This is a genomic window from Legionella sheltonii, assembly GCF_026191355.1.
In the GTDB taxonomy this organism is placed as follows: Bacteria; Pseudomonadota; Gammaproteobacteria; order Legionellales; family Legionellaceae; genus Legionella; species Legionella sheltonii.
In genome coordinates this window covers 315,001-337,921 of the sequence record NZ_JAPHOQ010000001.1, presented here as the reverse complement: position 1 = coordinate 337,921, position 22,921 = coordinate 315,001, and the positions used below count along the sequence as shown (strand labels likewise).

Below are 22,921 nucleotides of genomic sequence, written 5' to 3'. Positions count from 1 at the left end.
TATCCTCTTATTTACCTTTAGCCTTTCTGTCACCAGAGTGGCCTTTAAAAGTTCGAGTCATGGCAAACTCACCTAATTTATGACCGACCATATTATCTGTTATGTAAACAGGGATATGATCTTTACCGTTATGAACAGCAATTGTTAGGTCAATCATTTCAGGAACGATTGTTGATCGTCTTGACCATGTTTTAATTGGTTTCTTAGATTTCGATTCAATTGCAGCTTCTACTTTGGCAATCAAATGATGGTCAACAAAAGGACCTTTTCTTATAGAACGAGCCACTTGATATCCTCTCAATAATTATTTCTTTTTACGTCTTCTGACAATAAAATTATCAGTACGCTTATTACTTCGGGTTTTGTAACCTTTAGTAGGTAAGCCCCATGGAGACACTGGATGACGTCCACCAGAAGTACGGCCCTCACCACCACCATGTGGGTGATCAACAGGGTTCATAGCTACCCCACGTACTGTTGGACGAATACCTCTCCAACGTTTTGCTCCAGCTTTACCTAATGCGCGCAAACTATGCTCACTATTACTTACTTCACCAATTACTGCTCTGCAAAGAACATGAATTTTACGCATTTCACCTGAACGAAGTCTTAATGTTGCGTATATGCCTTCTTTAGCAACTATTTGTCCGCTCGCTCCAGCACTTCTTAAGACCTGGGCGCCCTTCCCTGGTTTCATCTCAACACAGTGAATTGTAGTACCAACAGGAATATTTTTTAGTGGAAGACAATTACCTACACTAATAGGTGAATCAGCACCACTTACTACCGTATCGCCAACTTTTAAATTAGATGGAGCAATAATATATCTACGTTCACCATCTTTATAAACGATTAGTGCAATGAGTGCAGTACGGTTAGGATCGTATTCAATACGCTCAACACGAGCCTCGATCCCATCCTTATTACGTTTAAAATCGATGATACGATATTGGTTGCGTTGACCACCACCGATATGTCTTACAGTGATTCTACCTTGGTTATTCCGTCCACCAGTTTTCTTCAGTTTCTCAACTAAAGCATCATGTGGTCTCCCTTTATGAATATGGTGATGAACCACGCGCAATTCGCCACGTTTTCCGGGCGATGTAGGTTTAGATTTTAATAGTGCCATCTTAATCTGCCTTATTCGGTAGCTGTAAAGTCAATATCTTGATCAGCATGAAGAGTTACAAATGCTTTTTTCCAGTCACTACGCTTTCCACTCATTTGCTTAAAACGTTTTGTTTTTCCCTTCACATTGACAACCGATACATTTTTAACTTTAACGTTAAATATATTCTCTACCGCCATTTTAATTTCAGTCTTAGTTGCAGTTTTCAATACTTTGAAAGTGAACTGTTTCAGCTTATCAGCTATGACAGTAGCTTTTTCAGAAGTATGTGGTTCACGTAGAACCATCAACAATCTTTCAGCGTTCATTGTAACTGTTCCTCAATTTTTTTAATTGCAGCTTCTGTAACAACAACTTTCTCAAATTTGAGTAAAGAAACAGGATCTATAGTTGTAACGTCGCAGATATCATAATCAATTAAGTTTCTTGAACCAAAATATTCATTCTCGCCTACTTCAGTCATCACGATGAGTGCATTTTTGACGTTCAGTTGGTTCATTTTAGTAACAAAATCTTTAGTTTTTTTGCTTTCGCATTGGAAATCGCTAACTACAATCAAGTTACCAGTGCGGCAAAGTTCGGAGATTATACTACGTAATGCACGTTTGTACATTTTTTTATTAATTTTTTGTGAATAATCTCTTTTTTTAGAAGCAAATGTGACACCACCGCTTCTCCATATTGGACTTCTAATAGTTCCGGCGCGTGCACGACCGGTACCTTTTTGATTCCATGGCTTTTTACCACCGCCACTTACTTCAGAACGTGTTTTTTGTGCGCTGTTACCACTACGCGCATTATTCATATAAGTTACTACAGCTTGATGAATTAAGCCTTCATTATAACCATATGCAAATACTTCTTGATTCAGTGTTAATTTTGCATTTGTATCTATAGTAGTAATTTCCATCACTCACCTCGTACTTGCTTTTTAACTGCAGGCTTAATCTCAACTCGTGAGCCGGGAGCACCAGGTATAGCACCTTTGATAAGAAGTAAATTTCTTTCTGCATCGACGCGTACCAATTCAAGACTTTGAACTGTACAACGAACATTACCCATGTGACCAGCCATTTTCTTACCTTTGAACACACGTCCTGGAGTTTGGTTTTGTCCAATAGAACCAGGGACCCGATGTGATCTAGAGTTACCATGAGTTGCATCTTGCGTTCTAAAGTTATAACGTTTTACTGTACCAGCAAAACCTTTACCTTTAGTAGTTCCAGCAACATCAACAAATTGTCCAGCAGTGAATACATCAGCCACTGAGATTACTTGTCCTGCTTTGTATGTATCTTCGGAGTCAACTAAAAACTCAACCAGCATGTCCCCTGCTTCAATTTCAGCTTTTGCAAAGTGACCAGTTAAAGCTTTGTTAACCTTGCTTGCTTTTTTTGTGCCACCAGTTAATTGAACAGCAGAATACCCATCAGCATCTTTAGTTTTAACTTGTGAAACTCTATTAGGGTGAACTTCAACGACAGAAACTGGAACTGAAACTCCATCCGCCATGAAGACCCGCGTCATACCGATTTTACGGCCTAATAAACCGATCATCATTCTAACACCTCTTTAATATCCTTCACCCTAATATTTAGTCATCAAGGCTTATCTGAACATCAACCCCAGCAGCCAGATCCAATTTCATCAATGCATCAACTGTTTTTTCAGTTGGATGAACGATAACGACCAGGCGTTTATGAGTACGTAATTCATATTGATCTCGAGCATCTTTATTAACATGCGGTGAAGTCAATACAGTAAATTTTTCCTTACGGACAGGTAGGGGTATTGGCCCACGAACTTGTGCGCCAGTACGTTTTGCTGTCTCTACAATTTCTCGAGTTGATAAGTCAATCAACCGATGATCAAAGGATTTTAATCTTATTTTAATGTTTTGATTGCTACTCATTCTAATTACTCGATAATTTTAGCGACAACACCGGCGCCAACTGTACGGCCACCTTCCCGAATTGCGAAACGTAAACCTTCGTCCATCGCAATAGGAGCATGCAGATGAATGGTTAATTGTACGTTATCACCAGGCATTACCATTTCTACTCCAGAGGGCAGATCACAGGTTCCTGTTACGTCTGTTGTTCTGAAATAAAACTGGGGTCTGTATCCATTAAAGAATGGAGTATGACGTCCGCCTTCTTCTTTTGATAATACGTATACTTCCGCTTCAAACTTTGTATGTGGCTTAATTGTACCTGGCTTAGCTAATACTTGGCCACGTTCAACTTCATCACGTTTCGTGCCGCGTAACAATACGCCAACGTTATCTCCAGCGCGTCCTTCGTCCAACAACTTACGGAACATTTCTACGCCAGTACAAGTGGTTTTTTGAGTGTCACGAATTCCAACAATCTCAATCTCTTCACCCACTTTCACTATTCCACTTTCTACACGACCTGTAACTACAGTTCCTCGTCCAGAAATAGAGAATACGTCTTCAATCGGCAACAAGAATGCTTTATCAATGTTACGTACTGGTTCTGGGATATACGAGTCCATGGTCTCTACCAATTTCTCAATTGCAGGAACACCAATCTCGCTTGTATCACCTTCCAATGCTTTCAATGCAGAACCAACAACAATTGGAATCTCATCGCCAGGGAAATCGTAACTGCTTAACAAATCACGCACTTCCATCTCAACCAATTCTAATAACTCAGGATCATCAACCATATCTGCTTTGTTCATGAACACAACAATATAAGGTACACCTACTTGGCGCGATAACAGAATGTGCTCTCTGGTTTGTGGCATAGGACCATCTGCAGCTGATACTACCAGTATCGCTCCGTCCATTTGCGCCGCTCCAGTAATCATATTCTTAACGTAGTCAGCATGTCCTGGGCAATCCACGTGTGCATAGTGGCGGTTTGCTGATTCATATTCTACGTGTGCTGTAGAAATAGTAATCCCGCGTTCACGTTCTTCTGGGGCAGCATCAATTTGGTCATATGCTTTTGCTGTACCACCATACTTCTTAGCCATAATTGTGGTAATCGCCGCTGTCAATGTGGTCTTACCATGGTCAACGTGACCGATTGTGCCAACATTTACGTGTGGCTTCTTACGTTCAAATTTTTCCTTCGCCATTTTCAATTAACCTCGTTAACTTTATTGTTTCTTAATAATTGCTTCAGCAATGTTCGTTGGTGCTTCCGCGTACTTAGAAAATTCCATAGTATATGTTGCTCTTCCTTGAGTCGCAGAACGTAAATCGGTCGAATAACCAAACATCTCTGCCAATGGAACTTCTGCCCTCACAATTTTTCCTGCAGGGGAATCTTCCATTCCTTGAACTAAACCACGTCGTCTGTTAAGGTCACCCATAACATCCCCCATATAATCTTCAGGGGTTACAACTTCAACACTCATAATAGGTTCAAGTAATACAGGTTTAGCTTTTAATGCACCTTGCTTGAAGCATTGTGAACCAGCGATTTTAAATGCCATCTCACTAGAATCCACTTCGTGGAATGAGCCATCAAACAACGTGACTTTAACATCCACTACAGGGTAACCAGCGATAACACCATTTTGCATCTGTTCTTGAACCCCTTTATCAACTGCAGGGATGTATTCTTTAGGAATAACACCACCAACGATTGCATTGATAAATTCATAACCCTTTCCAGGCTCTTGAGGTTCAATTTTCAACCAAACGTGACCATATTGTCCACGTCCACCTGACTGTCTTACAAATTTGCCTTCTTGCTCCACAGATTGTTTTAGTGTTTCACGATAGGCAACTTGAGGCTTACCAACATTAGCTTCCACATTAAACTCACGTTTCATGCGGTCAACAATAATTTCCAGATGAAGTTCACCCATACCTTCAATAATGGTTTGTCCAGATTCTTCATCGGTATGAACTCTGAATGATGGGTCTTCTTGGGCTAACTTACCAAGGGCAATACCCATTTTTTCTTGGTCCGCTTTAGTTCTTGGCTCAACAGCAACTGCAATTACTGGATCTGGAAAGTCCATCCTTTCTAGGATGACAACACTTTCTGTATCACATAGAGTATCACCAGTCATTACTGTTTTGAGTCCAACCGCTGCAGCAATATCACCCGCTCTTACTTCTTTAATTTCTTCACGTGAATTGGCATGCATCTGTAATAAACGTCCAATACGCTCTCTTTTTGCTTTCACGGAGTTGTAAACCGTATCACCACTCTTTAAGACACCAGAATATGTTCTAAAATAAGTTAGTGTTCCAACAAATGGATCCGTGGCAATTTTAAAGGCTAAAGCCGAAAATGGAGCATCATAGCTTGTCTTACGAGAGGCTGGATTACCTTCTTCATCCACTCCTTGAACATCAGGGATGTCAGTTGGAGAAGGCAAATACTCAATAACACCATCCAATACTGCTTGAACACCTTTATTTTTAAAGGCTGAACCGCAGAAAACCGGGACTATTTTATTGCTAATCGTCAATTGACGGAGTGCTGTCTTAATTTCTGCTTCGGTAAGCTCTTCACCTTCAAGATATTTTTCCATGAGTTCTTCAGTTGCTTCGGCAGCAGCCTCAACAAGCAGAGCACGGTATTCTTCACATTGATCTTTTAGATCTTCAGGAACCTCTTTATATTGGAAGGTCATCCCTTTATTGTCTTCATCCCAATGAATTGCTTTCATCTTGATGAGGTCAATAACCCCTTTAAACTCTTCTTCAGCACCAATAGGCAGTTGAACAACAACGGGATTTGAGCCTAATCTTTGTTTAATTTGGCTCACCACACGCAGGAAATTAGCACCCATTCTATCCATCTTATTGACAAAGACGATACGTGGTACACCATATTTATTAGCTTGGCGCCAAACAGTTTCAGATTGGGGCTCTACACCGGATACTGAGTCGAACACAACAACAGCACCATCAAGTACGCGTAGTGAACGTTCTACTTCAATCATAAAGTCTACGTGTCCTGGAGTATCAATAATATTGATGCGATGCGGCTCGAACTGTTTGTCCATGCCTGACCAGTAACATGTTGTTGCTGCTGAAGTAATGGTAATACCGCGTTCCTGCTCCTGAACCATCCAGTCCATTGTTGCAGCACCGTCATGCACTTCACCAATTTTATGAGACATACCAGTATAGTACAGTACGCGCTCTGTCGTTGTAGTTTTTCCAGCATCGACATGCGCTGCAATGCCTATGTTTCTATACAACTTTAATGGAGTAGACACGGATTACCTCTCTCTTAATTCCATCTAAAATGTGCAAACGCCTGGTTAGCTTTTGCCATTTTATGTGTATCTTCGCGCTTCTTGACTGCTGAACCTTTACTCTCGTAGGCGTCCATCAGTTCACCAGCTAAGCGTAACATCATTCCTTTTTCACCACGAGTACGTGCTGCTTGAACAATCCAGCGCATACCTAGTGCAATACTTCGATCAGTTCTAACTTCAACTGGAACCTGATATGTAGCACCACCAACACGACGTGAACGCACTTCAACGCTGGGGCGAACATTATCTAAAGCATTTTCAAAGTAACGAAGAACTGTCGCTGAACCACTGGTAGAACCTGATTCACCTTCATCTTCATCTGATTTTTTAAGTTTCTTTACGCGCTCTTCCATAACTGATAAAGCACCGTAAATTATTTTTTCAGCGGTAGATTTCTTACCACTGACCATTAATACGTTAATGAATTTTGCTAATAGTTCACTATGATGTTTAGGATCTGGCAAAATTTCTCTTTTGGGGACTTCTCTTCTTCTAGGCATTTCGATTTCCTACAATCAGTTATTTTTTATCTTTTGGCTTTTTGGTACCGTATTTTGAACGACCTTGTTTACGATCGTTAACACCTGATGTATCCAAACTACCTCTTACTGTGTGGTAACGCACACCAGGCAAATCTTTAACACGACCACCTCTAATAAGAACAACAGAGTGTTCTTGAAGGTTATGGCCTTCTCCACCAATATATGATGAAACTTCAAATCCATTCGTCAAACGTACACGAGCAACCTTACGCATAGCTGAGTTAGGTTTTTTAGGTGTAGTGGTGTATACGCGTGTACACACACCGCGTCGCTGTGGACATGACTCTAGTGCAGGTACGTTACTTTTCTTCTTTACGTCCACACGAGGCTTTCTTACTAACTGATTAATAGTAGCCATTTATACTTAACTCCGATCTGTCTCTTTTGATTATTTCGAATGCATAAGGAGGCCGGATTCTATATAGCCACGGCAGATTTGTCAAGTTTAATCTGCCGATTTCGAATCCGAACTAGTGTTCTTGATTGTCTGCGTTTAATGCTTCACTTAACGCATGTTCAACATCACTTGCAGTAACGGTATGCACTGGGTGCTCACCGGCTGCAGCCTTAGCTCTTTTTGCCTTACGGCCTTGATGGTATGCATAGCCTGTTCCTGCAGGAATCAAACGACCAACCATCACGTTTTCTTTTAATCCTCGTAAATCATCAACTTTACCGCTTACTGCAGCCTCAGTTAGAACCCTTGTTGTTTCCTGGAACGATGCCGCAGAGATAAATGACTCAGTTGCCAAAGAAGCCTTTGTGATACCCAATAATATAGGAGTACCGCGAGCTGGTTGTTTATCTTCAGCAATAAGCTTGTCATTTTCTTGCAACAAGACGCTTTCTTCTACCTGCTCTCCTGCTAAGAATTTTGAATCTCCAGCAAAAGTAATGACGCGTTTACGTAGCATTTGCCTTACAATTGTTTCGATGTGCTTGTCATTAATTTTAACACCTTGTAAACGATATACGTCTTGTACCTCATTTACGATGTAATTGGCTAATGCACCAACACCAAGTAAACGTAATATATCATGAGGATTGAGTGCACCCTCTGCGATAATTTCACCGCGTTCCACATGCTCCCCTTCGAAGACAGAAATATGTCTCCACTTGGGTATCAATTCTTCATGACATTGATCTTCAGAAACATTAATAATTAATCTTCTCTTACCTTTTGTTTCTTTACCAAAGCTAACCATTCCCGAAACTTCAGCCATAACCGCAGAATCTTTAGGTTTACGTGCTTCAAATAAGTCAGCCACCCTTGGTAGACCCCCTGTAATATCGCGTGTTTTAGAACGCTCTTGTGGAATACGGGCGATAACATCCCCAATTCCAACGTGACCACCATCCTCAAAATTAACGATCGCATCTACAGGTAGATAGTATTGAGCAGGAACATTAGTTCCAGCAAGATAAATATCTTCGCCATTTTCTGCAACAAGTTTTACCATTGGACGTAAATCACGACCTGCAGTACTACGCTGTTTTGCATCGATAACGACAATATTACTTAAACCAGTTAATTCATCAGTTTGTCGATTCATGGTAATACCATCAATTAAGTCGACAAATTTCAGATATCCAGTTACCTCGGAAATAACTGGGTGAGTGTGCGGATCCCAAGTAGCAATAACTTGTCCAGCTTCTACAGCCGAATTATCGTGAACTGAAATTACAGCACCATAGGGTAACTTATAACGTTCGCGCTCACGTCCAAATTCATCCACAATAGTTACTTCACCAGAACGCGATACTGCGACTAGATTTTTGTTTTCATGAGTTACTGTTTTAATGTTGTGTAAACGAATAACCCCTTTCGTTTTAATCTGAATATTATTAGCCGCTGTTGCTCTGGATGCAGCCCCTCCAATATGGAAAGTACGCATTGTGAGCTGTGTCCCTGGCTCACCAATTGATTGTGCTGCAATAATACCTACAGCCTCACCGGTGTTAACCAGATGACCTCTTGCTAAATCACGGCCATAGCACTTCGCACAGAGTCCAAACCGAGTTTGGCAGGTAATCGGTGAACGAACCATGATTTGATCGACACCTTGCTTTTCTAGCTTTTCAACCCACTCTTCATCCAATAAAGTTCCTGCTGTTACAACAGGCTCACTATGATTTGGAATATAAACATCAGCTGCAACTACACGTCCCAATACCCGTTCATGTAATGGTTCAACGATATCACCACCTTCAATCAGTGGCTGCATTAAAATACCTGTATCAACGCCACAATCATCTTCAGTTATCACAACGTCTTGCGCAACATCAACTAAGCGTCGTGTTAAGTAACCTGAGTTAGCGGTTTTTAACGCGGTATCCGCCAATCCTTTTCGAGCACCGTGAGTGGAAATAAAGTATTGGAATACGTTCAAACCTTCACGGAAGTTTGCAGTAATTGGTGTTTCAATAATTGAGCCGTCTGGTGCAGCCATCAATCCCCGCATACCAGCTAGCTGTCTTATTTGTGCGGCAGAACCCCTAGCACCTGAATCAGCCATCATGAAGATTGGGTTAAAGGATTCTTGTCTTACCCGATTACCTTGTGAATCAACAGCCTCTTCCGTTGCTATTTTAGTCATCATCGATTTAGCAACGAGTTCGTTAGTTCTCGACCAAATATCGATTACTTTGTTATAACGTTCGCCATTGGTTACCAAGCCTGAACGGAATTGAGATTCAATTTCTCGAACTTCGTTATCTGCGTGTTCAATAATGCTGGCTTTATCATCAGGTATTTCCATATCTTCAATACCGATTGATACACCAGAACGTGTTGCATACTTGAAGCCGGTATACATCAATTTATCAGCAAAGATAACTGTTTCTTTCAAGCCAAAATTTCTATAGCAACTGTCAATTACTTTAGAAATTACTTTCTTGGTCATAGTCCGGTTAATCGTCGCAAAAGTCATTCCTTTGGGTAAAACTTCAGCAAGAATTGCACGACCAACTGTGGTTTCGACTAAATGATGACCCGGTTCGCCTTCTTTTGGCATACGAATTTTAATTTTCGCATGAATATCAAGATGACCAGATTCATAAAAATTTTGCGCTTCTTGAGCACTAACAAAAATTTTACCTTCACCTAAAGCATTTACTTTTTCACGAGTTAAATAGTACAAGCCAAGTACAACGTCCTGACTAGGAACGATAATTGGTTCACCACTCGCAGGTGACAAAATATTGTTGGTAGACATCATTAAGGAGCGGGCTTCTAGCTGCGCTTCCAAAGTCAATGGCACGTGCACCGCCATTTGGTCACCGTCAAAGTCAGCATTGTAAGCGGTACAAACCAGAGGATGAAGCTGAATCGCCTTACCTTCGATTAATACTGGTTCAAAAGCTTGAATACCTAATCGATGCAATGTAGGAGCACGGTTTAATAGAATAGGATGCTCGCGAATTACATCATCTAGAATATCCCAAACAACCGACTCTTCCCGCTCAACCATTTTCTTGGCCGCTTTAATTGTTGTAGCTAGACCTCGGAATTCCAGTTTACTGAAAATAAATGGTTTGAATAGTTCAAGAGCCATTTTCTTTGGAAGACCGCACTGATGCAGTTTTAAAGTTGGCCCAACCACAATTACAGAACGACCTGAATAGTCAACACGTTTACCCAACAGATTTTGACGGAAACGACCTTGCTTTCCTTTAATCATATCGGCTAAGGATTTCAGCGGTCTTTTGTTTGTTCCAGTAATCGCACGACCACGACGACCGTTATCCAATAAAGCATCCACCGATTCTTGTAACATTCTCTTTTCATTACGCACAATAATATCAGGCGCATTCAGGTCGAGAAGTCGTTTTAAACGATTGTTTCGGTTGATCACTCGACGATACAAGTCGTTAAGATCAGATGTGGCAAAACGGCCACCATCTAGTGGAACAAGCGGTCTTAAATCAGGTGGTAGAACAGGCAATACATCCATAATCATCCACTCTGGCTTATTACCAGAATCATAAAATGCCTCAAGCAGTTTTAATCTTTTAGTGATTTTCTTAATCTTTGTTTCTGAACTTGTAGTCGGTAATTCTTCACGCAAGCTCTTGATCTCTTCTTCCAAATCAACTTGACGTAATAAGTCACGAATTGCTTCAGCACCCATACGCGCATCAAATTCATCACCGTATTGTTCCATTGCATCAAGATATACTTCGTCATTGAGCAATTGGCCACGCTCAAGCTCAGTCATTCCTGGGTCAACGACAACAAAGGCTTCAAAATAGAGAACACGTTCAATGTCTCTTAAGGTCATATCCAGTAATAAACCAATTCTGGAAGGCAATGATTTCAAGAACCAGATGTGTGCAACTGGACTTGCAAGCTCAATATGCCCCATCCGCTCGCGGCGTACTTTAGCCAATGCAAGCTCGACCCCACATTTTTCACAAATAACGCCTCGATGTTTGAGCCGTTTGTACTTACCACATAAGCACTCGTAATCTTTTACTGGACCAAAAGTTTTAGCGCAGAATAAACCATCTCGTTCCGGTTTAAACGTACGGTAATTTATTGTTTCTGGTTTTTTTACTTCACCATATGACCAAGAGCGAATTAATTCAGGAGAAGCCAACGCAATTTTAATTGCATCAAATTCTTCGCTTTGTCCTTGTTGTTTAAGGATGCCAAGCAAATCGCTCATCACAGGAGCTTTTCTCATTGGTTCATTCATTGGATCGTCGTTTAGAGTACTCAAGTCTATGCCTCCAAAAATTTGTTAATCAGTATTTAACGCTGAAAATTAATCGTGTTCGAGTTCGATATCTATTCCCAGGGCACGGATTTCTTTCAATAGTACGTTGAAAGATTCAGGCATTCCTGGGTCCATACGATGATCGCCATCGACAATATTTTTGTAGATCTTTGTTCTACCTCCAACGTCATCTGATTTCACAGTCAACATTTCCTGTAATGTATAAGCTGCGCCATATGCTTCGAGAGCCCAAACTTCCATCTCTCCAAAGCGTTGTCCTCCAAACTGTGCTTTACCACCTAGCGGCTGTTGTGTTACCAGGCTGTATGAACCAGTCGAACGAGCATGCATCTTATCATCAACTAAATGGTTTAGTTTCAACATGTACATGTAACCTACAGTAACTGGGTTATCAAATCTGTTTCCGGTTCTACCATCGATCAAAAAGGTTTTACCATCAGAAGACAAGTCCGCCAGCTGCAGCATACTTTTTATCTCTTCTTCGGAAGCACCATCAAACACAGGTGTTGCCATCGGTACACCTGCACGCAGATTATCTGCCAATCGGAACATTTCTTCGTCATTCAGGGAATCTAAATGCACTCTTTGGACACCGTCATGGTTGTATATTTTAGCTAAGAAGGATCTGATATCGGCGGCATTTTGTTTTGAATCAAGCATTTGGGCAATTTTATTACCTAACCCTTTAGCAGCTAAACCAAGATGTGTTTCTAGGACCTGACCAATGTTCATACGAGACGGTACGCCCAATGGATTTAGAACGATATCTACTGCTGTACCATCTTCCATATGAGGCATATCTTCAACAGGGACTACAATAGAGATAACCCCTTTGTTTCCATGTCGACCAGCCATCTTATCACCTGGTTGGATTCTTCTCTTCACAGCGAGATATACTTTAACAATTTTCAAAACACCAGGAGCTAAATCGTCACCCTGGATTATTTTCTTACGACTGTCGTTAAAGCGTTTTTCCATTTCTTTAGACAACATTTCCAATTGTTTCGAAAGTTGTTCTAATTGTTGACTCGTCACATCGTTTTCAAGACGAATATCAAACCATTTGTCTCTGCCTATTTTATCCAAGTAGTCCTGATTTATTTTGGAACCTGGCTTGAGATTTCCTGGACCGCCTGTTGCTACTTTATCAAGGATAATGTTAGCTACACGATGATAGATATCTTCTTCACGGATACGTCGCTCATCAACGAGGTCTTTACGGACTCGTGCCAGATGCTCTTCTTCAATGCTCTTTGCTCGAGCATCTTTCTCTAAACCATCACGCGTAAATACTTGTACATCAATCACAGTACCGTTCATTCCTGATGGAACGCGAAGTGAAGAGTCTTTAACATCAGAAGCTTTTTCCCCGAAAATTGCGCGCAACAATTTCTCTTCAGGAGTCAGTTGGGTTTCACCTTTAGGTGTAACTTTTCCGACTAAAATATCACCGGCTTTAACTTCCGCACCAATAAATACCACTCCAGACTCATCAAGATTTGAAAGAGCTGACTCACCGACATTGGGTATATCTGCGGTGATTTCTTCGGTTCCCAATTTAGTATCACGAGCAATACATGTTAATTCTTCGATATGGATCGTGGTGAAGCGGTCATCTTGCACAATGCGCTCAGATATGAGGATAGAGTCCTCAAAGTTATAACCATTCCAAGGCATAAAAGCGACCAGTAAATTCTGGCCTAATGCAAGTTCACCCATATCAGTACAAGGACCATCAGCTAAGATGTCTCCTCTTTGTATGATATCACCCGTATTAACGATTGGACGTTGGTTAATACATGTATCCTGGTTTGAACGGAAGTACTTGGTGAGATTGTAAATATCAACCCCAGTTTCACCAGCTGTCGTCTCATCATCATTCACGCGAACCACAATACGTGATGCGTCAACAAGATCAATGACTCCACCGCGTTTTGCCACTACAGATACACCTGAATCTGAAGCAACAATACGTTCCATTCCTGTACCTACTAGAGGTTTTTCAGAACGCAAGGTGGGTACTGCTTGTCGTTGCATGTTTGATCCCATCAAGGCACGGTTCGCATCATCATGCTCTAAGAATGGAATTAGGGAAGCAGCTACAGAAACGATTTGCTTTGGAGAAATATCCATGTAGTTAATATTATCAGGTGTAGTTAACGAGAACTCGTTTTGATGTCTACATGGAACTAAATCGGCAAGGATGTTTCCATCTTTATCAAGAGCTACACTTGATTGTGCGATATACTGATCAACTTCTTCGATAGCTGATAGATATTCAATCTCATCAGTCACACGACCATTAATCACCTTACGACATGGAGTTTCAATAAATCCATAATCATTGGTTCGGGCATAAACAGACAGTGAATTGATCAAACCAATGTTTGGACCTTCAGGCGTTTCAATAGGACATACTCGACCATAGTGTGTGGTATGTACGTCACGTACCTCAAAGCCAGCACGCTCACGTGTTAAACCACCTGGGCCTAATGCTGAAACTCTTCGCTTATGGGTAACACCAGATAAGGGGTTAACCTGATCCATAAATTGTGATAATTGGCTTGAACCAAAGAACTCTTTAATAGCAGCTGAAACAGGTTTTGCATTAATTAAGTCTTGTGGCATTAGATTTTCTGATTCAACTAGACTCAAACGCTCCTTAACAGCTCGTTCAACGCGTACAAGTCCAACTCTGAATTGGTTTTCAGTCATTTCACCGACACTTCGAACCCTTCGGTTACCAAGGTGGTCAATATCATCAACCATACCAATACCATTTCTAATGTCTATCAATGTCTTGATCACAGCCATGATATCTTCTTTAGTCAAAGTACCTGGACCATCATCATTTTTTCTTCCAACACGTCGGTTAAACTTCATTCTACCAACGGCGGATAAATCATAACGTTCATCAACAAAAAATAAGTTTTTAAACAAAGCTTCAGCAGCCTCTTTAGTTGGTGGTTCGCCAGGACGCATCATGCGATAAATTTCAACTAAAGCCTCCAACTGACTTGAAGTCGGATCGATTTTTAATGTGTCGGATATATATGAACCATGATCCAAGTCATTTGTATAAATCATGTCAAATTCATGGATTCCATTAGAAGCCATGACATCAAGAAGCTCATCAGTTACTTCATCATTTGCCTGAGCAATAAACTCTCCGGTAGAAGTATCGATTATATTTTTAGCTAAGGTCTTTCCTATCAAATAGTCACGTGGAACAATCAGATCTTTCATCTGAGCTTTTTCCATTTGCTTGATATGGCGAGCGGTAATTCTTCTGCCTTGTTCTACAATAAGTTCTCCAGTTCCAGGAACATGGATATCAAATGAAGCAATTTCACCTCGTAATCTTTGAGGAATCAGGTCAATATGATATTCACCATTTTTCAGATGACAACTTGTCATTTCGAAAAATTCATTAAGAATATCTTCTGTTTCATATCCTAAAGCTCTTAAAAGGATACTGACAGGAAGTTTACGTCTTCTATCAATTCGAACATAAACACAATCTTTCGGGTCGAATTCAAAATCTAACCAGGAACCACGGTAGGGTATAATGCGTGCAGAATATAATAACTTTCCAGATGAATGAGTTTTGCCTTTATCATGTTCAAATATAACACCTGGAGAACGATGTAATTGAGAGACAACGACTCTCTCGGTACCGTTTACAACAAATGTACCGACATCAGTCATTAAAGGAATCTCACCCATAAAAACATCTTGTTCTCTAATATCCTTGATAGGCTTAGGATCTTCACTTGCATCTTTATCAAGAACAACAAGTCTGATTTTAACTCTGAGCGGCGCAGAATAAGTTAAGCCTCTTAGTTTGCATTCACGAACATCGAATGCTGGTTCACCCAATTTGTAACCAACATATTCTAATCGTGCATTGCCAGAAAAGCTTTCAATGGGGAATACAGAAGAAAATGCAGCATGCAATCCTGTATTAAAGTGTTCGTTTGACTTGCTATCAGCCTGAAGAAAATCTCTATATGATTTTAATTGAATTTCAAGCAGATTTGGTATTGCCATTTTATCGGCCTGCGTACCAAAGCTTTTGCGAAATCGTTTTTTCTCAGCATGCGAATATTGAGGTTTAGCTTCTGCAACGGCCATGGTGTTTCCTCTGTAAATTATTGATGACTTCAAACACGTAAACCCAGCCATGAAACCATGGCTGGGTCCTATCTCACTGATATAACTTTATTATTTAACTTCTACTGAAGCACCAGCTTCTTCAAGTTCTTTCTTGATGTTAGCAGCTTCATCTTTAGATACACCTTCTTTAATAGTTGAAGGAGCACCTTCTACTAAATCTTTAGCTTCTTTCAAGCCAAGACCAGTAATACCACGAACTGCTTTAATAACGTTTACTTTATTAGCACCAAAGCTGGTCATAACAACTGTAAACTCAGTTTGCTCTTCAGCAGCGGCAGCAGCACCTGCAGCTGGAGCAGCAACAGCAACAGCAGCAGCGGCAGCAGAAACGTTAAACTTCTCTTCCATAGCTTCGATTAATTCAACAACTTCCATAACAGACATATTTGCTATGGTTTCTAAAATATCATTTTTTGACACAGCCATTACTAGCTCCTGATTTAAAATTAATTTAATGATTAAATGATTTAACCTGCTTTTTTATCTTTTACTGCTGCTAAGGTTCTTACTAATTTAGCATGTGGCTCAGCAAGAGTTCTGACAAATTTCTCAACTGGCGCTTTCATCACATACATCAACTTGGCAATCGCTTCATCACGAGTCGGTAAGCTAGCAACAGCATCAATTTGATCTGCCTTATATACTTTTCCGCCAACGGATAATGCTTTGATCTCAAGTTTTTCAAATGTCTTAGTGAATTCTTTAAGCAGTCTTGCAGCGTCACTAGGTGCTTCCAGTGATAATGCAATGAACAACGGGCCAACAAGCAAGTCATTCAAGCATTCAAACTCAGTGTCTTTAAAAGCTCTTCGTGTTAAAGTATTTCTTACAACTCGAAGATAAACACCTGATTTGCGTGCTTCACTACGTAAATGCGTCATTTGATTAACGGTTAAACCACGATAATCAGCAACAACTGCCGAAATAGCCTTTGAGGCGACCGCAGTCACTTCTTCAACAACAGCTTTTTTTTCAGCTAAATTTAATGTCACGTTACTGACCTCCTAATGTATACAAATCGCAAGGATTTGCCAGTTATGGTGGCCGTCTCTTTATATTAAATCGGAGCCGGTTCACCGTCTGCGCAGGAAATTAAGCGTTAGCACCTGCGGTCTTCGACGGCATGGAACCAAATCTATGCCGTGAATTCCTAAAAAATGGGTGGTTATATTACACAGGTATTGATGAAATATCAATAGCTATACCAGGTCCCATTGTTGTAGATAATGATATTTTCTTTAAATATTGACCCTTTGACGAAGTCGGCTTCGCCTTTTTTAGGTCGTTAATTAAAGCAACAATATTTTCAATAATGTCTTCAGCAGTAAAATCTACTTTCCCTACTGTACAGTGAATAATACCATTCTTATCAGTTCTGTAACGTACTTGACCTGATTTTGCATCTTTAACAGCAGCTTCAACGTTGGTAGTAACGGTACCCACTTTGGGGTTTGGCATTAAGCCTCTTGGACCTAAAACTTGACCTAATTGACCAACGATACGCATTGCATCTGGCGTGGCAATAACCACATCAAAGTCCATCGCGCCGCCTTTAATTTTATCAGCCAAATCTTCAAATCCAACAATATCAGCACCAGCGTCTTTAGCTTTAGTAGCATTTTCACCTTGGGCAAATACAGCGACACGTACAACCTTTCCAGTACCTTTAGGTAAGTTAGTTGAAGAACGAACTACTTGATCAGATTTACGAGGATCAACACCGAGATTAACGCTAATATCTAAACTTTCACGAAATTTAGTTGAAGCAAATTGTTTTAAAAGGTTAATTGCTTCACTAGCACTATATAAATGATTTTGTTTAATCGTCTCTAAAATCTTCTTTTGTTTCTTAGATACTCTAGCCATGGCAACCCCCTTATTCTAAACCTTCAACGTCAATACCCATACTGCGCGCAGTACCAGCGATACTTCTTACTGCTGCTGCTAAGCTTGCTGCAGTTAAATCGGGTTCCTTAATCTTCGCAATTTCTTCAAGTTGCTTGACGTTAAGTTTTGCCACCTTTTTAGTATTAGGTGTACCACTTCCACTTTGAATACCAGCAGCTTTCTTCAGAAGGACTGAAGCTGGTGGAGTTTTAGTAATAAAGGTAAAGCTACGATCACTGTATACAGTAATTACAACTGGAGTAGGTAATCCTTGCTCCATTTGCTGTGTGGCGGCGTTAAATGCTTTACAAAATTCCATAATGTTAACACCACGTTGACCTAAAGCTGGGCCTACTGGTGGACTTGGGTTTGCTTTACCAGCTGGAATTTGCAACTTAATATATGCTTCTACTTTTTTTGCCATGTTTACTCCTTATGGGTCATACGCTGATTGTTTAAAGAAAAGTTGAATTCTCTTTATTAACTTCAGCTCCCCTTTTACACAAAATAGCCCTGATAAGTCTCATTAAATTTAAAGAGACCTATCAGGGCACCTTAGCGAACTAAGTTTTCTCTACTTGACTAAATTCAAGTTCTACTGGAGTAGAGCGTCCAAAAATCAACACTGCTACTCTTAATCTATTTTTCTCATAATTGACCTCTTCAACTACGCCATTAAAGTCAACAAATGGTCCCTCTTTGACGCGAACGACTTCACCAGGTTCAAATAGAATTTTTGGTCTTGGTTTTGTAACACCATCTTCAACACGTTGCATAATCGCACGAGCTTCTTTATCTGTAATAGGCGTTGGAGTCTGGCTGGTTCCACCAATAAAACCCAGAACCCGAGGTATCGCTCTTATCATATGCCATGTTTGATCATCCATAACCATGTTTACTAAAACATAGCCAGGGAAAAATTTACGTGTGCTTTTGCGCTTTTGACCCGAACGCATTTCAACCACTTCTTCTGATGGGACGACAACTTCACCAATTTTATCTTCTAAATTGTGGTGCTGTGCACGAGATTTTATTTCACGCATAACGAAATTTTCATAACCTGAATAGGCATGTACTACGTACCATTGTTTCGATTTGTGTTCTTCCACCGAATTCACCCTAAATGCGTTATTTTAGCAATTGCCCACATCATTACTGAATCAACTCCCCAGAGTATGAATCCGGTTACTGCAACCATAACGATGACGATGGTTGTTGTTTGTATCGTCTCTTGGCGAGTAGGCCAAACAACTTTTAACAATTCAACTTTTGATTCTTGAGCAAATTTAAATACTTGTTTGCCCGCAGATGTCATGTAGGCAAAGAATAAAGACAACAACAACCATACAAGCCATACTATCGACTGGATGGGACCTGAAAAAGTATAGTAATAGGTGCAGAAAAATGCTGCTGCAGTAATAAGAACTACAGACATCCATGATAATAAATCTTTAGTATTACTTTGATTTTCGTTCGAACTTTTCATATTCACTTGTAAGTTGGCAGGCCAGGAGGGAATCGAACCCCCAACCTGCGGTTTTGGAGACCGCCACTCTGCCAATTGAGCTACTGGCCTAAATTAATTGGCATGAATAATTGATATCCATGCCAACAAAATTTAACTTTACTACTCGATAATTTTCGCAACAACACCGGCGCCAACTGTACGGCCACCTTCCCGAATTGCGAAACGTAAACCTTCGTCCATCGCAATAGGAGCATGCAGATGAATGGTTAATTGTACGTTATCACCAGGCATTACCATTTCTACTCCAGAGGGCAGATCACAGGTTCCTGTTACGTCTGTTGTTCTGAAATAAAACTGGGGTCTGTATCCATTAAAGAATGGAGTATGACGTCCGCCTTCTTCTTTTGATAATACGTATACTTCCGCTTCAAACTTTGTATGTGGCTTAATTGTACCTGGCTTAGCTAATACTTGGCCACGTTCAACTTCATCACGTTTCGTGCCGCGTAACAATACGCCAACGTTATCTCCAGCGCGTCCTTCGTCCAACAACTTACGGAACATTTCTACGCCAGTACAAGTGGTTTTTTGAGTGTCACGAATTCCAACAATCTCAATCTCTTCACCCACTTTCACTATTCCACTTTCTACACGACCTGTAACTACAGTTCCTCGTCCAGAAATAGAGAATACGTCTTCAATCGGCAACAAGAATGCTTTATCAATGTTACGTACTGGTTCTGGGATATACGAGTCCATGGTCTCTACCAATTTCTCAATTGCAGGAACACCAATCTCGCTTGTATCACCTTCCAATGCTTTCAATGCAGAACCAACAACAATTGGAATCTCATCGCCAGGGAAATCGTAACTGCTTAACAAATCACGCACTTCCATCTCAACCAATTCTAATAACTCAGGATCATCAACCATATCTGCTTTGTTCATGAACACAACAATATAAGGTACACCTACTTGGCGCGATAACAGAATGTGCTCTCTGGTTTGTGGCATAGGACCATCTGCAGCTGATACTACCAGTATCGCTCCGTCCATTTGCGCCGCTCCAGTAATCATATTCTTAACGTAGTCAGCATGTCCTGGGCAATCCACGTGTGCATAGTGGCGGTTTGCTGATTCATATTCTACGTGTGCTGTAGAAATAGTAATCCCGCGTTCACGTTCTTCTGGGGCAGCATCAATTTGGTCATATGCTTTTGCTGTACCGCCATACTTCTTAGCCATAATTGTGGTAATCGCCGCCGTCAATGTCGTCTTACCGTGGTCTACGTGACCAATTGTGCCCACGTTAACGTGTGGCTTCTTACGCTCAAATTTTTCCTTCGCCATTGGAAAGTCTCCCCATTGCTAATTGACATTATGGTGCCCACAACTGGACTCGAACCAACGACCTCTTCCTTACCAAGGAAGTGCTCTACCGCCTGAGCTATGTGGGCTTATATTAGCTTGCTGATTCATACGAACAAGCAAATATTTCTAATTTATATAATTTGGAGCGGGTGATGGGAATCGAACCCACGCTATCAGCTTGGAAGGCTGAAGTTCTACCATTGAACTACACCCGCTTTTATCCTTTCTTTTTAACTGGTGGAGGGGGAAGGATTCGAACCTTCGAAGGCAGAGCCGTCAGATTTACAGTCTGATCCCTTTGACCGCTCGGGAACCCCTCCAAAAAGAACGTTATTGTCTTTTAAGATGAATAGAATGTCAACATTTTGTTAACGGCCAACCTAATAAGATGGTGCTGGCACCAGGAATCGAACCCGGGACCTACTGATTACAAGTCAGTTGCTCTACCAACTGAGCTACGCCAGCATATTCGCTTTTTCCCATTTTAACTGGGCTTCTAGTGAAATTTAGCTTTCTAAAGATCACTTAAATAAAACCCTGGCGATGACCTACTTTCACATGAGGAAGCCTCACACTATCATTGGCGCGGGTTCGTTTCACTTCTGAGTTCGAGATGGAATCAGGTGGTTCCAAACCGCTATGGTCGCCAGGAAAACTGGTTTAACATGATTAATGGGCGCATTATACCCGAATCATGCGTTAGGTAAATAAAGAGTACACATTTTTTTGCTGATTGGGCGTTAGCCCAACCGGCTTTTCTTGTATTTGATTCAGTTAATCTGAAGTAATTCAGATTATATGGTCAAGACAATCAGCCAATTAGTACAAGTTAGCTGCACACATTACTGCGCTTCCACACCTTGCCTATCAACGTCGTAGTCTTCAACGGGCTTCATGGGAAAACTCATCTTGAGGGAGGCTTCCCGCTTAGATGCTTTCAGCGGTTATCCCGTCCGAACTTAGCTACCCGGCGATGCGACTGGCGTCACAACCGGTACACCAGAGGTTCGTCCACTCCGGTCCTCTCGTACTAGGAGCAGCTCCTCTCAATTTTCCTACGCCCACGGCAGATAGGGACCGAACTGTCTCACGACGTTCTAAACCCAGCTCGCGTACCACTTTAAATGGCGAACAGCCATACCCTTGGGACCTGCTTCAGCCCCAGGATGTGATGAGCCGACATCGAGGTGCCAAACACCGCCGTCGATATGAACTCTTGGGCGGTATCAGCCTGTTATCCCCGGAGTACCTTTTATCCGTTGAGCGATGGCCCTTCCATTCAGAACCACCGGATCACTAAGACCAACTTTCGTTCCTGCTCGAGCCGTCGCTCTCGCAGTCAAGCACCCTTATGCCTTTACACTCTTGGTACGATGTCCGACCGTACCGAGGGTACCTTTGTGCTCCTCCGTTACTCTTTGGGAGGAGACCGCCCCAGTCAAACTACCCATCATACACTGTCCTCATCCCGGATTACGGGACCAAGTTAGAACCTCAATAACAACAGGGTGGTATTTCAAGGTCGGCTCCATGAGAACTAGCGTCCTCACTTCATAGCCTCCCACCTATCCTACACAGTTATCATCAAAGTCCAGTGCAAAACTATAGTAAAGGTTCACGGGGTCTTTCCGTCTAGCCGCGGGTACACTGCATCTTCACAGCGATTTCAATTTCACTGAGTCTCGGGTGGAGACAGTGTGGCCATCGTTACGCCATTCGTGCAGGTCGGAACTTACCCGACAAGGAATTTCGCTACCTTAGGACCGTTATAGTTACGGCCGCCGTTTACCGGGGCTTCGATCAAGAGCTTCTCCGAAGATAACCCCATCAATTAACCTTCCGGCACCGGGCAGGCGTCACACCCTATACGTCTTCTTACGAATTTGCAGAGTGCTGTGTTTTTAATAAACAGTCGCAGCCACCTGGTCTCTGCGGCCCTCTCCAGCTCTGAAAGTAAATCCCATCACCAGAAAGGGCGTACCTTCTCCCGAAGTTACGGTACCATTTTGCCTAGTTCCTTCACCCGAGTTCTCTCAAGCGCCTTAGTATTCTCTACCTGTCCACCTGTGTCGGTTTGCGGTACGGTTCTCTATAAGTTATGGCTAGCAGCTTTTCCTGGGAGCCGGGCATCAATAACTTCGCCGTACACCGAAGTGTCAGCACCACGTCGCACCTCAGAGTTAATAATGGTCCGGATTTGCCTAAACCATCCCCCTACATGCACGTACCAGGACAACCAACGCCTGGCTTATCTAGCCTTCTCCGTCCCCACTTCACCACTTATAAAAAGTCCAGGAATATTAACCTGGTTCCCATCGACTACGCTCTTCAGCCTCGCCTTAGGGGCCGA

19 protein-coding genes, 5 tRNA genes and 2 rRNA genes (1 of these 26 cut by a window edge) are annotated in these 22,921 nt (G+C 41.5%); all 26 read right to left on the bottom strand.

Annotated features, from left to right (window positions below; translation table 11 throughout):
• Positions 1-7: 7 nt before the first annotated feature.
• Entirely contained in the window at positions 8-286 is a 279-nt protein-coding gene (rpsS, locus tag OQJ26_RS01505) for a 30S ribosomal protein S19 (protein WP_010654828.1), read from the bottom strand.
• 18 nt (positions 287-304) lie between these two features.
• Positions 305-1,132 (bottom strand): 50S ribosomal protein L2, encoded by an 828-nt coding sequence (rplB, locus tag OQJ26_RS01500; protein WP_265702122.1) that lies wholly within the window; start codon positions 1,130-1,132, stop codon positions 305-307.
• A gap of 11 nt (positions 1,133-1,143) precedes the next feature.
• Entirely contained in the window at positions 1,144-1,440 is a 297-nt protein-coding gene (gene rplW, locus OQJ26_RS01495) for a 50S ribosomal protein L23 (protein WP_028381391.1), read from the bottom strand.
• A complete protein-coding gene (gene rplD, locus OQJ26_RS01490) occupies positions 1,437-2,042 on the bottom strand; it encodes a 50S ribosomal protein L4 (RefSeq protein ID WP_265702121.1) in 606 nt (201 codons plus the stop codon). The genes rplW and rplD overlap by 4 nt, the downstream gene beginning before the upstream one ends.
• Positions 2,042-2,692: a 50S ribosomal protein L3 gene (rplC, locus tag OQJ26_RS01485; protein ID WP_463605696.1), complete on the bottom strand. Its 651-nt coding sequence runs from the start codon at positions 2,690-2,692 to the stop codon at positions 2,042-2,044. The genes rplD and rplC overlap by 1 nt, the downstream gene beginning before the upstream one ends.
• Before the next feature lie 34 nt (positions 2,693-2,726).
• A complete protein-coding gene (rpsJ, locus tag OQJ26_RS01480; protein ID WP_010654833.1) occupies positions 2,727-3,044 on the bottom strand; it encodes a 30S ribosomal protein S10 in 318 nt (105 codons plus the stop codon).
• Between the two features lie 5 nt (positions 3,045-3,049).
• Positions 3,050-4,240 carry an elongation factor Tu gene (gene tuf / locus OQJ26_RS01475; RefSeq protein WP_058388342.1) on the bottom strand — a complete coding sequence of 397 codons (1,191 nt, stop codon included), beginning with the start codon at positions 4,238-4,240 and terminating at the stop codon, positions 3,050-3,052.
• Between the two features lie 21 nt (positions 4,241-4,261).
• Positions 4,262-6,346, bottom strand: coding sequence for an elongation factor G (gene fusA, locus OQJ26_RS01470; RefSeq protein WP_265702120.1), 2,085 nt, complete (start codon positions 6,344-6,346; stop codon positions 4,262-4,264).
• Positions 6,347-6,360: 14 nt separating this feature from the next.
• Positions 6,361-6,888 carry a 30S ribosomal protein S7 gene (gene rpsG / locus OQJ26_RS01465; RefSeq protein ID WP_265702119.1) on the bottom strand — a complete coding sequence of 176 codons (528 nt, stop codon included), beginning with the start codon at positions 6,886-6,888 and terminating at the stop codon, positions 6,361-6,363.
• Between the two features lie 19 nt (positions 6,889-6,907).
• Positions 6,908-7,288: a 30S ribosomal protein S12 gene (rpsL, locus tag OQJ26_RS01460; RefSeq protein ID WP_010654837.1), complete on the bottom strand. Its 381-nt coding sequence runs from the start codon at positions 7,286-7,288 to the stop codon at positions 6,908-6,910.
• A gap of 112 nt (positions 7,289-7,400) precedes the next feature.
• The gene (rpoC, locus tag OQJ26_RS01455) at positions 7,401-11,597 is read right to left on the bottom strand and encodes a DNA-directed RNA polymerase subunit beta' (RefSeq protein WP_265702219.1); all 4,197 of its coding nucleotides are present in this window, start codon (positions 11,595-11,597) and stop codon (positions 7,401-7,403) included.
• A 99-nt stretch (positions 11,598-11,696) separates the two neighbouring features.
• The gene (rpoB, locus tag OQJ26_RS01450; protein ID WP_265702118.1) at positions 11,697-15,803 is read right to left on the bottom strand and encodes a DNA-directed RNA polymerase subunit beta; all 4,107 of its coding nucleotides are present in this window, start codon (positions 15,801-15,803) and stop codon (positions 11,697-11,699) included.
• 90 nt (positions 15,804-15,893) lie between these two features.
• Positions 15,894-16,271 (bottom strand): 50S ribosomal protein L7/L12, encoded by a 378-nt coding sequence (gene rplL / locus OQJ26_RS01445; RefSeq protein ID WP_265702117.1) that lies wholly within the window; start codon positions 16,269-16,271, stop codon positions 15,894-15,896.
• Between the two features lie 41 nt (positions 16,272-16,312).
• The gene (rplJ, locus tag OQJ26_RS01440; protein WP_028381773.1) at positions 16,313-16,837 is read right to left on the bottom strand and encodes a 50S ribosomal protein L10; all 525 of its coding nucleotides are present in this window, start codon (positions 16,835-16,837) and stop codon (positions 16,313-16,315) included.
• Positions 16,838-17,015: 178 nt separating this feature from the next.
• Positions 17,016-17,711 carry a 50S ribosomal protein L1 gene (gene rplA / locus OQJ26_RS01435; RefSeq protein ID WP_265702116.1) on the bottom strand — a complete coding sequence of 232 codons (696 nt, stop codon included), beginning with the start codon at positions 17,709-17,711 and terminating at the stop codon, positions 17,016-17,018.
• A gap of 10 nt (positions 17,712-17,721) precedes the next feature.
• Positions 17,722-18,156, bottom strand: coding sequence for a 50S ribosomal protein L11 (gene rplK / locus OQJ26_RS01430; protein WP_010654844.1), 435 nt, complete (start codon positions 18,154-18,156; stop codon positions 17,722-17,724).
• Between the two features lie 139 nt (positions 18,157-18,295).
• Positions 18,296-18,841, bottom strand: a complete 546-nt coding sequence (gene nusG, locus OQJ26_RS01425; protein WP_028381771.1) for a transcription termination/antitermination protein NusG — start codon at positions 18,839-18,841, stop codon at positions 18,296-18,298.
• Between the two features lie 5 nt (positions 18,842-18,846).
• Positions 18,847-19,218, bottom strand: a complete 372-nt coding sequence (secE, locus tag OQJ26_RS01420) for a preprotein translocase subunit SecE (RefSeq protein ID WP_028381770.1) — start codon at positions 19,216-19,218, stop codon at positions 18,847-18,849.
• A gap of 14 nt (positions 19,219-19,232) precedes the next feature.
• Positions 19,233-19,308, bottom strand: a tRNA-Trp gene (locus tag OQJ26_RS01415).
• A gap of 51 nt (positions 19,309-19,359) precedes the next feature.
• Complete coding sequence (gene tuf, locus OQJ26_RS01410; RefSeq protein ID WP_058388342.1) at positions 19,360-20,550, bottom strand: elongation factor Tu; 1,191 nt, start codon at positions 20,548-20,550, stop codon at positions 19,360-19,362.
• A gap of 31 nt (positions 20,551-20,581) precedes the next feature.
• Positions 20,582-20,657: transfer RNA gene (locus tag OQJ26_RS01405), tRNA-Thr, on the bottom strand.
• A gap of 55 nt (positions 20,658-20,712) precedes the next feature.
• Positions 20,713-20,786, bottom strand: a tRNA-Gly gene (locus OQJ26_RS01400).
• Positions 20,787-20,806: 20 nt separating this feature from the next.
• A tRNA-Tyr gene (locus tag OQJ26_RS01395) sits at positions 20,807-20,891 on the bottom strand.
• 69 nt (positions 20,892-20,960) lie between these two features.
• Positions 20,961-21,036: transfer RNA gene (locus OQJ26_RS01390), tRNA-Thr, on the bottom strand.
• A gap of 70 nt (positions 21,037-21,106) precedes the next feature.
• Positions 21,107-21,222 (bottom strand): 5S ribosomal RNA (gene rrf, locus OQJ26_RS01385).
• 147 nt (positions 21,223-21,369) lie between these two features.
• Positions 21,370-22,921, bottom strand: a 23S ribosomal RNA gene (locus OQJ26_RS01380) (it continues 1,342 nt past the right edge of the window).

Excerpts from the sequence above, each read along its gene's own strand:
- tuf (WP_058388342.1), bottom strand. The coding sequence starts at position 4,240 with ATGGCGAAGGAAAAATTTGAACGTAAGAAGCCACACGTAAATGTTGGC.
- rpoC (WP_265702219.1), bottom strand. The coding sequence starts at position 11,597 with ATGAGCGATTTGCTTGGCATCCTTAAACAACAAGGACAAAGCGAAGAA.
- rplB (WP_265702122.1), bottom strand. The coding sequence starts at position 1,132 with ATGGCACTATTAAAATCTAAACCTACATCGCCCGGAAAACGTGGCGAA.
- rplA (WP_265702116.1), bottom strand. The coding sequence starts at position 17,711 with ATGGCTAGAGTATCTAAGAAACAAAAGAAGATTTTAGAGACGATTAAA.
- rplK (WP_010654844.1), bottom strand. The coding sequence starts at position 18,156 with ATGGCAAAAAAAGTAGAAGCATATATTAAGTTGCAAATTCCAGCTGGT.
- rplC (WP_463605696.1), bottom strand. The coding sequence starts at position 2,692 with ATGATGATCGGTTTATTAGGCCGTAAAATCGGTATGACGCGGGTCTTC.
- secE (WP_028381770.1), bottom strand. The coding sequence starts at position 19,218 with ATGAAAAGTTCGAACGAAAATCAAAGTAATACTAAAGATTTATTATCA.
- rpsG (WP_265702119.1), bottom strand. The coding sequence starts at position 6,888 with ATGCCTAGAAGAAGAGAAGTCCCCAAAAGAGAAATTTTGCCAGATCCT.
- rplL (WP_265702117.1), bottom strand. The coding sequence starts at position 16,271 with ATGGCTGTGTCAAAAAATGATATTTTAGAAACCATAGCAAATATGTCT.
- rplD (WP_265702121.1), bottom strand. The coding sequence starts at position 2,042 with ATGGAAATTACTACTATAGATACAAATGCAAAATTAACACTGAATCAA.
- rpsJ (WP_010654833.1), bottom strand. The coding sequence starts at position 3,044 with ATGAGTAGCAATCAAAACATTAAAATAAGATTAAAATCCTTTGATCAT.
- tuf (WP_058388342.1), bottom strand. The coding sequence starts at position 20,550 with ATGGCGAAGGAAAAATTTGAGCGTAAGAAGCCACACGTTAACGTGGGC.
- rplW (WP_028381391.1), bottom strand. The coding sequence starts at position 1,440 with ATGAACGCTGAAAGATTGTTGATGGTTCTACGTGAACCACATACTTCT.
- rpsL (WP_010654837.1), bottom strand. The coding sequence starts at position 7,288 with ATGGCTACTATTAATCAGTTAGTAAGAAAGCCTCGTGTGGACGTAAAG.
- rpoB (WP_265702118.1), bottom strand. The coding sequence starts at position 15,803 with ATGGCCGTTGCAGAAGCTAAACCTCAATATTCGCATGCTGAGAAAAAA.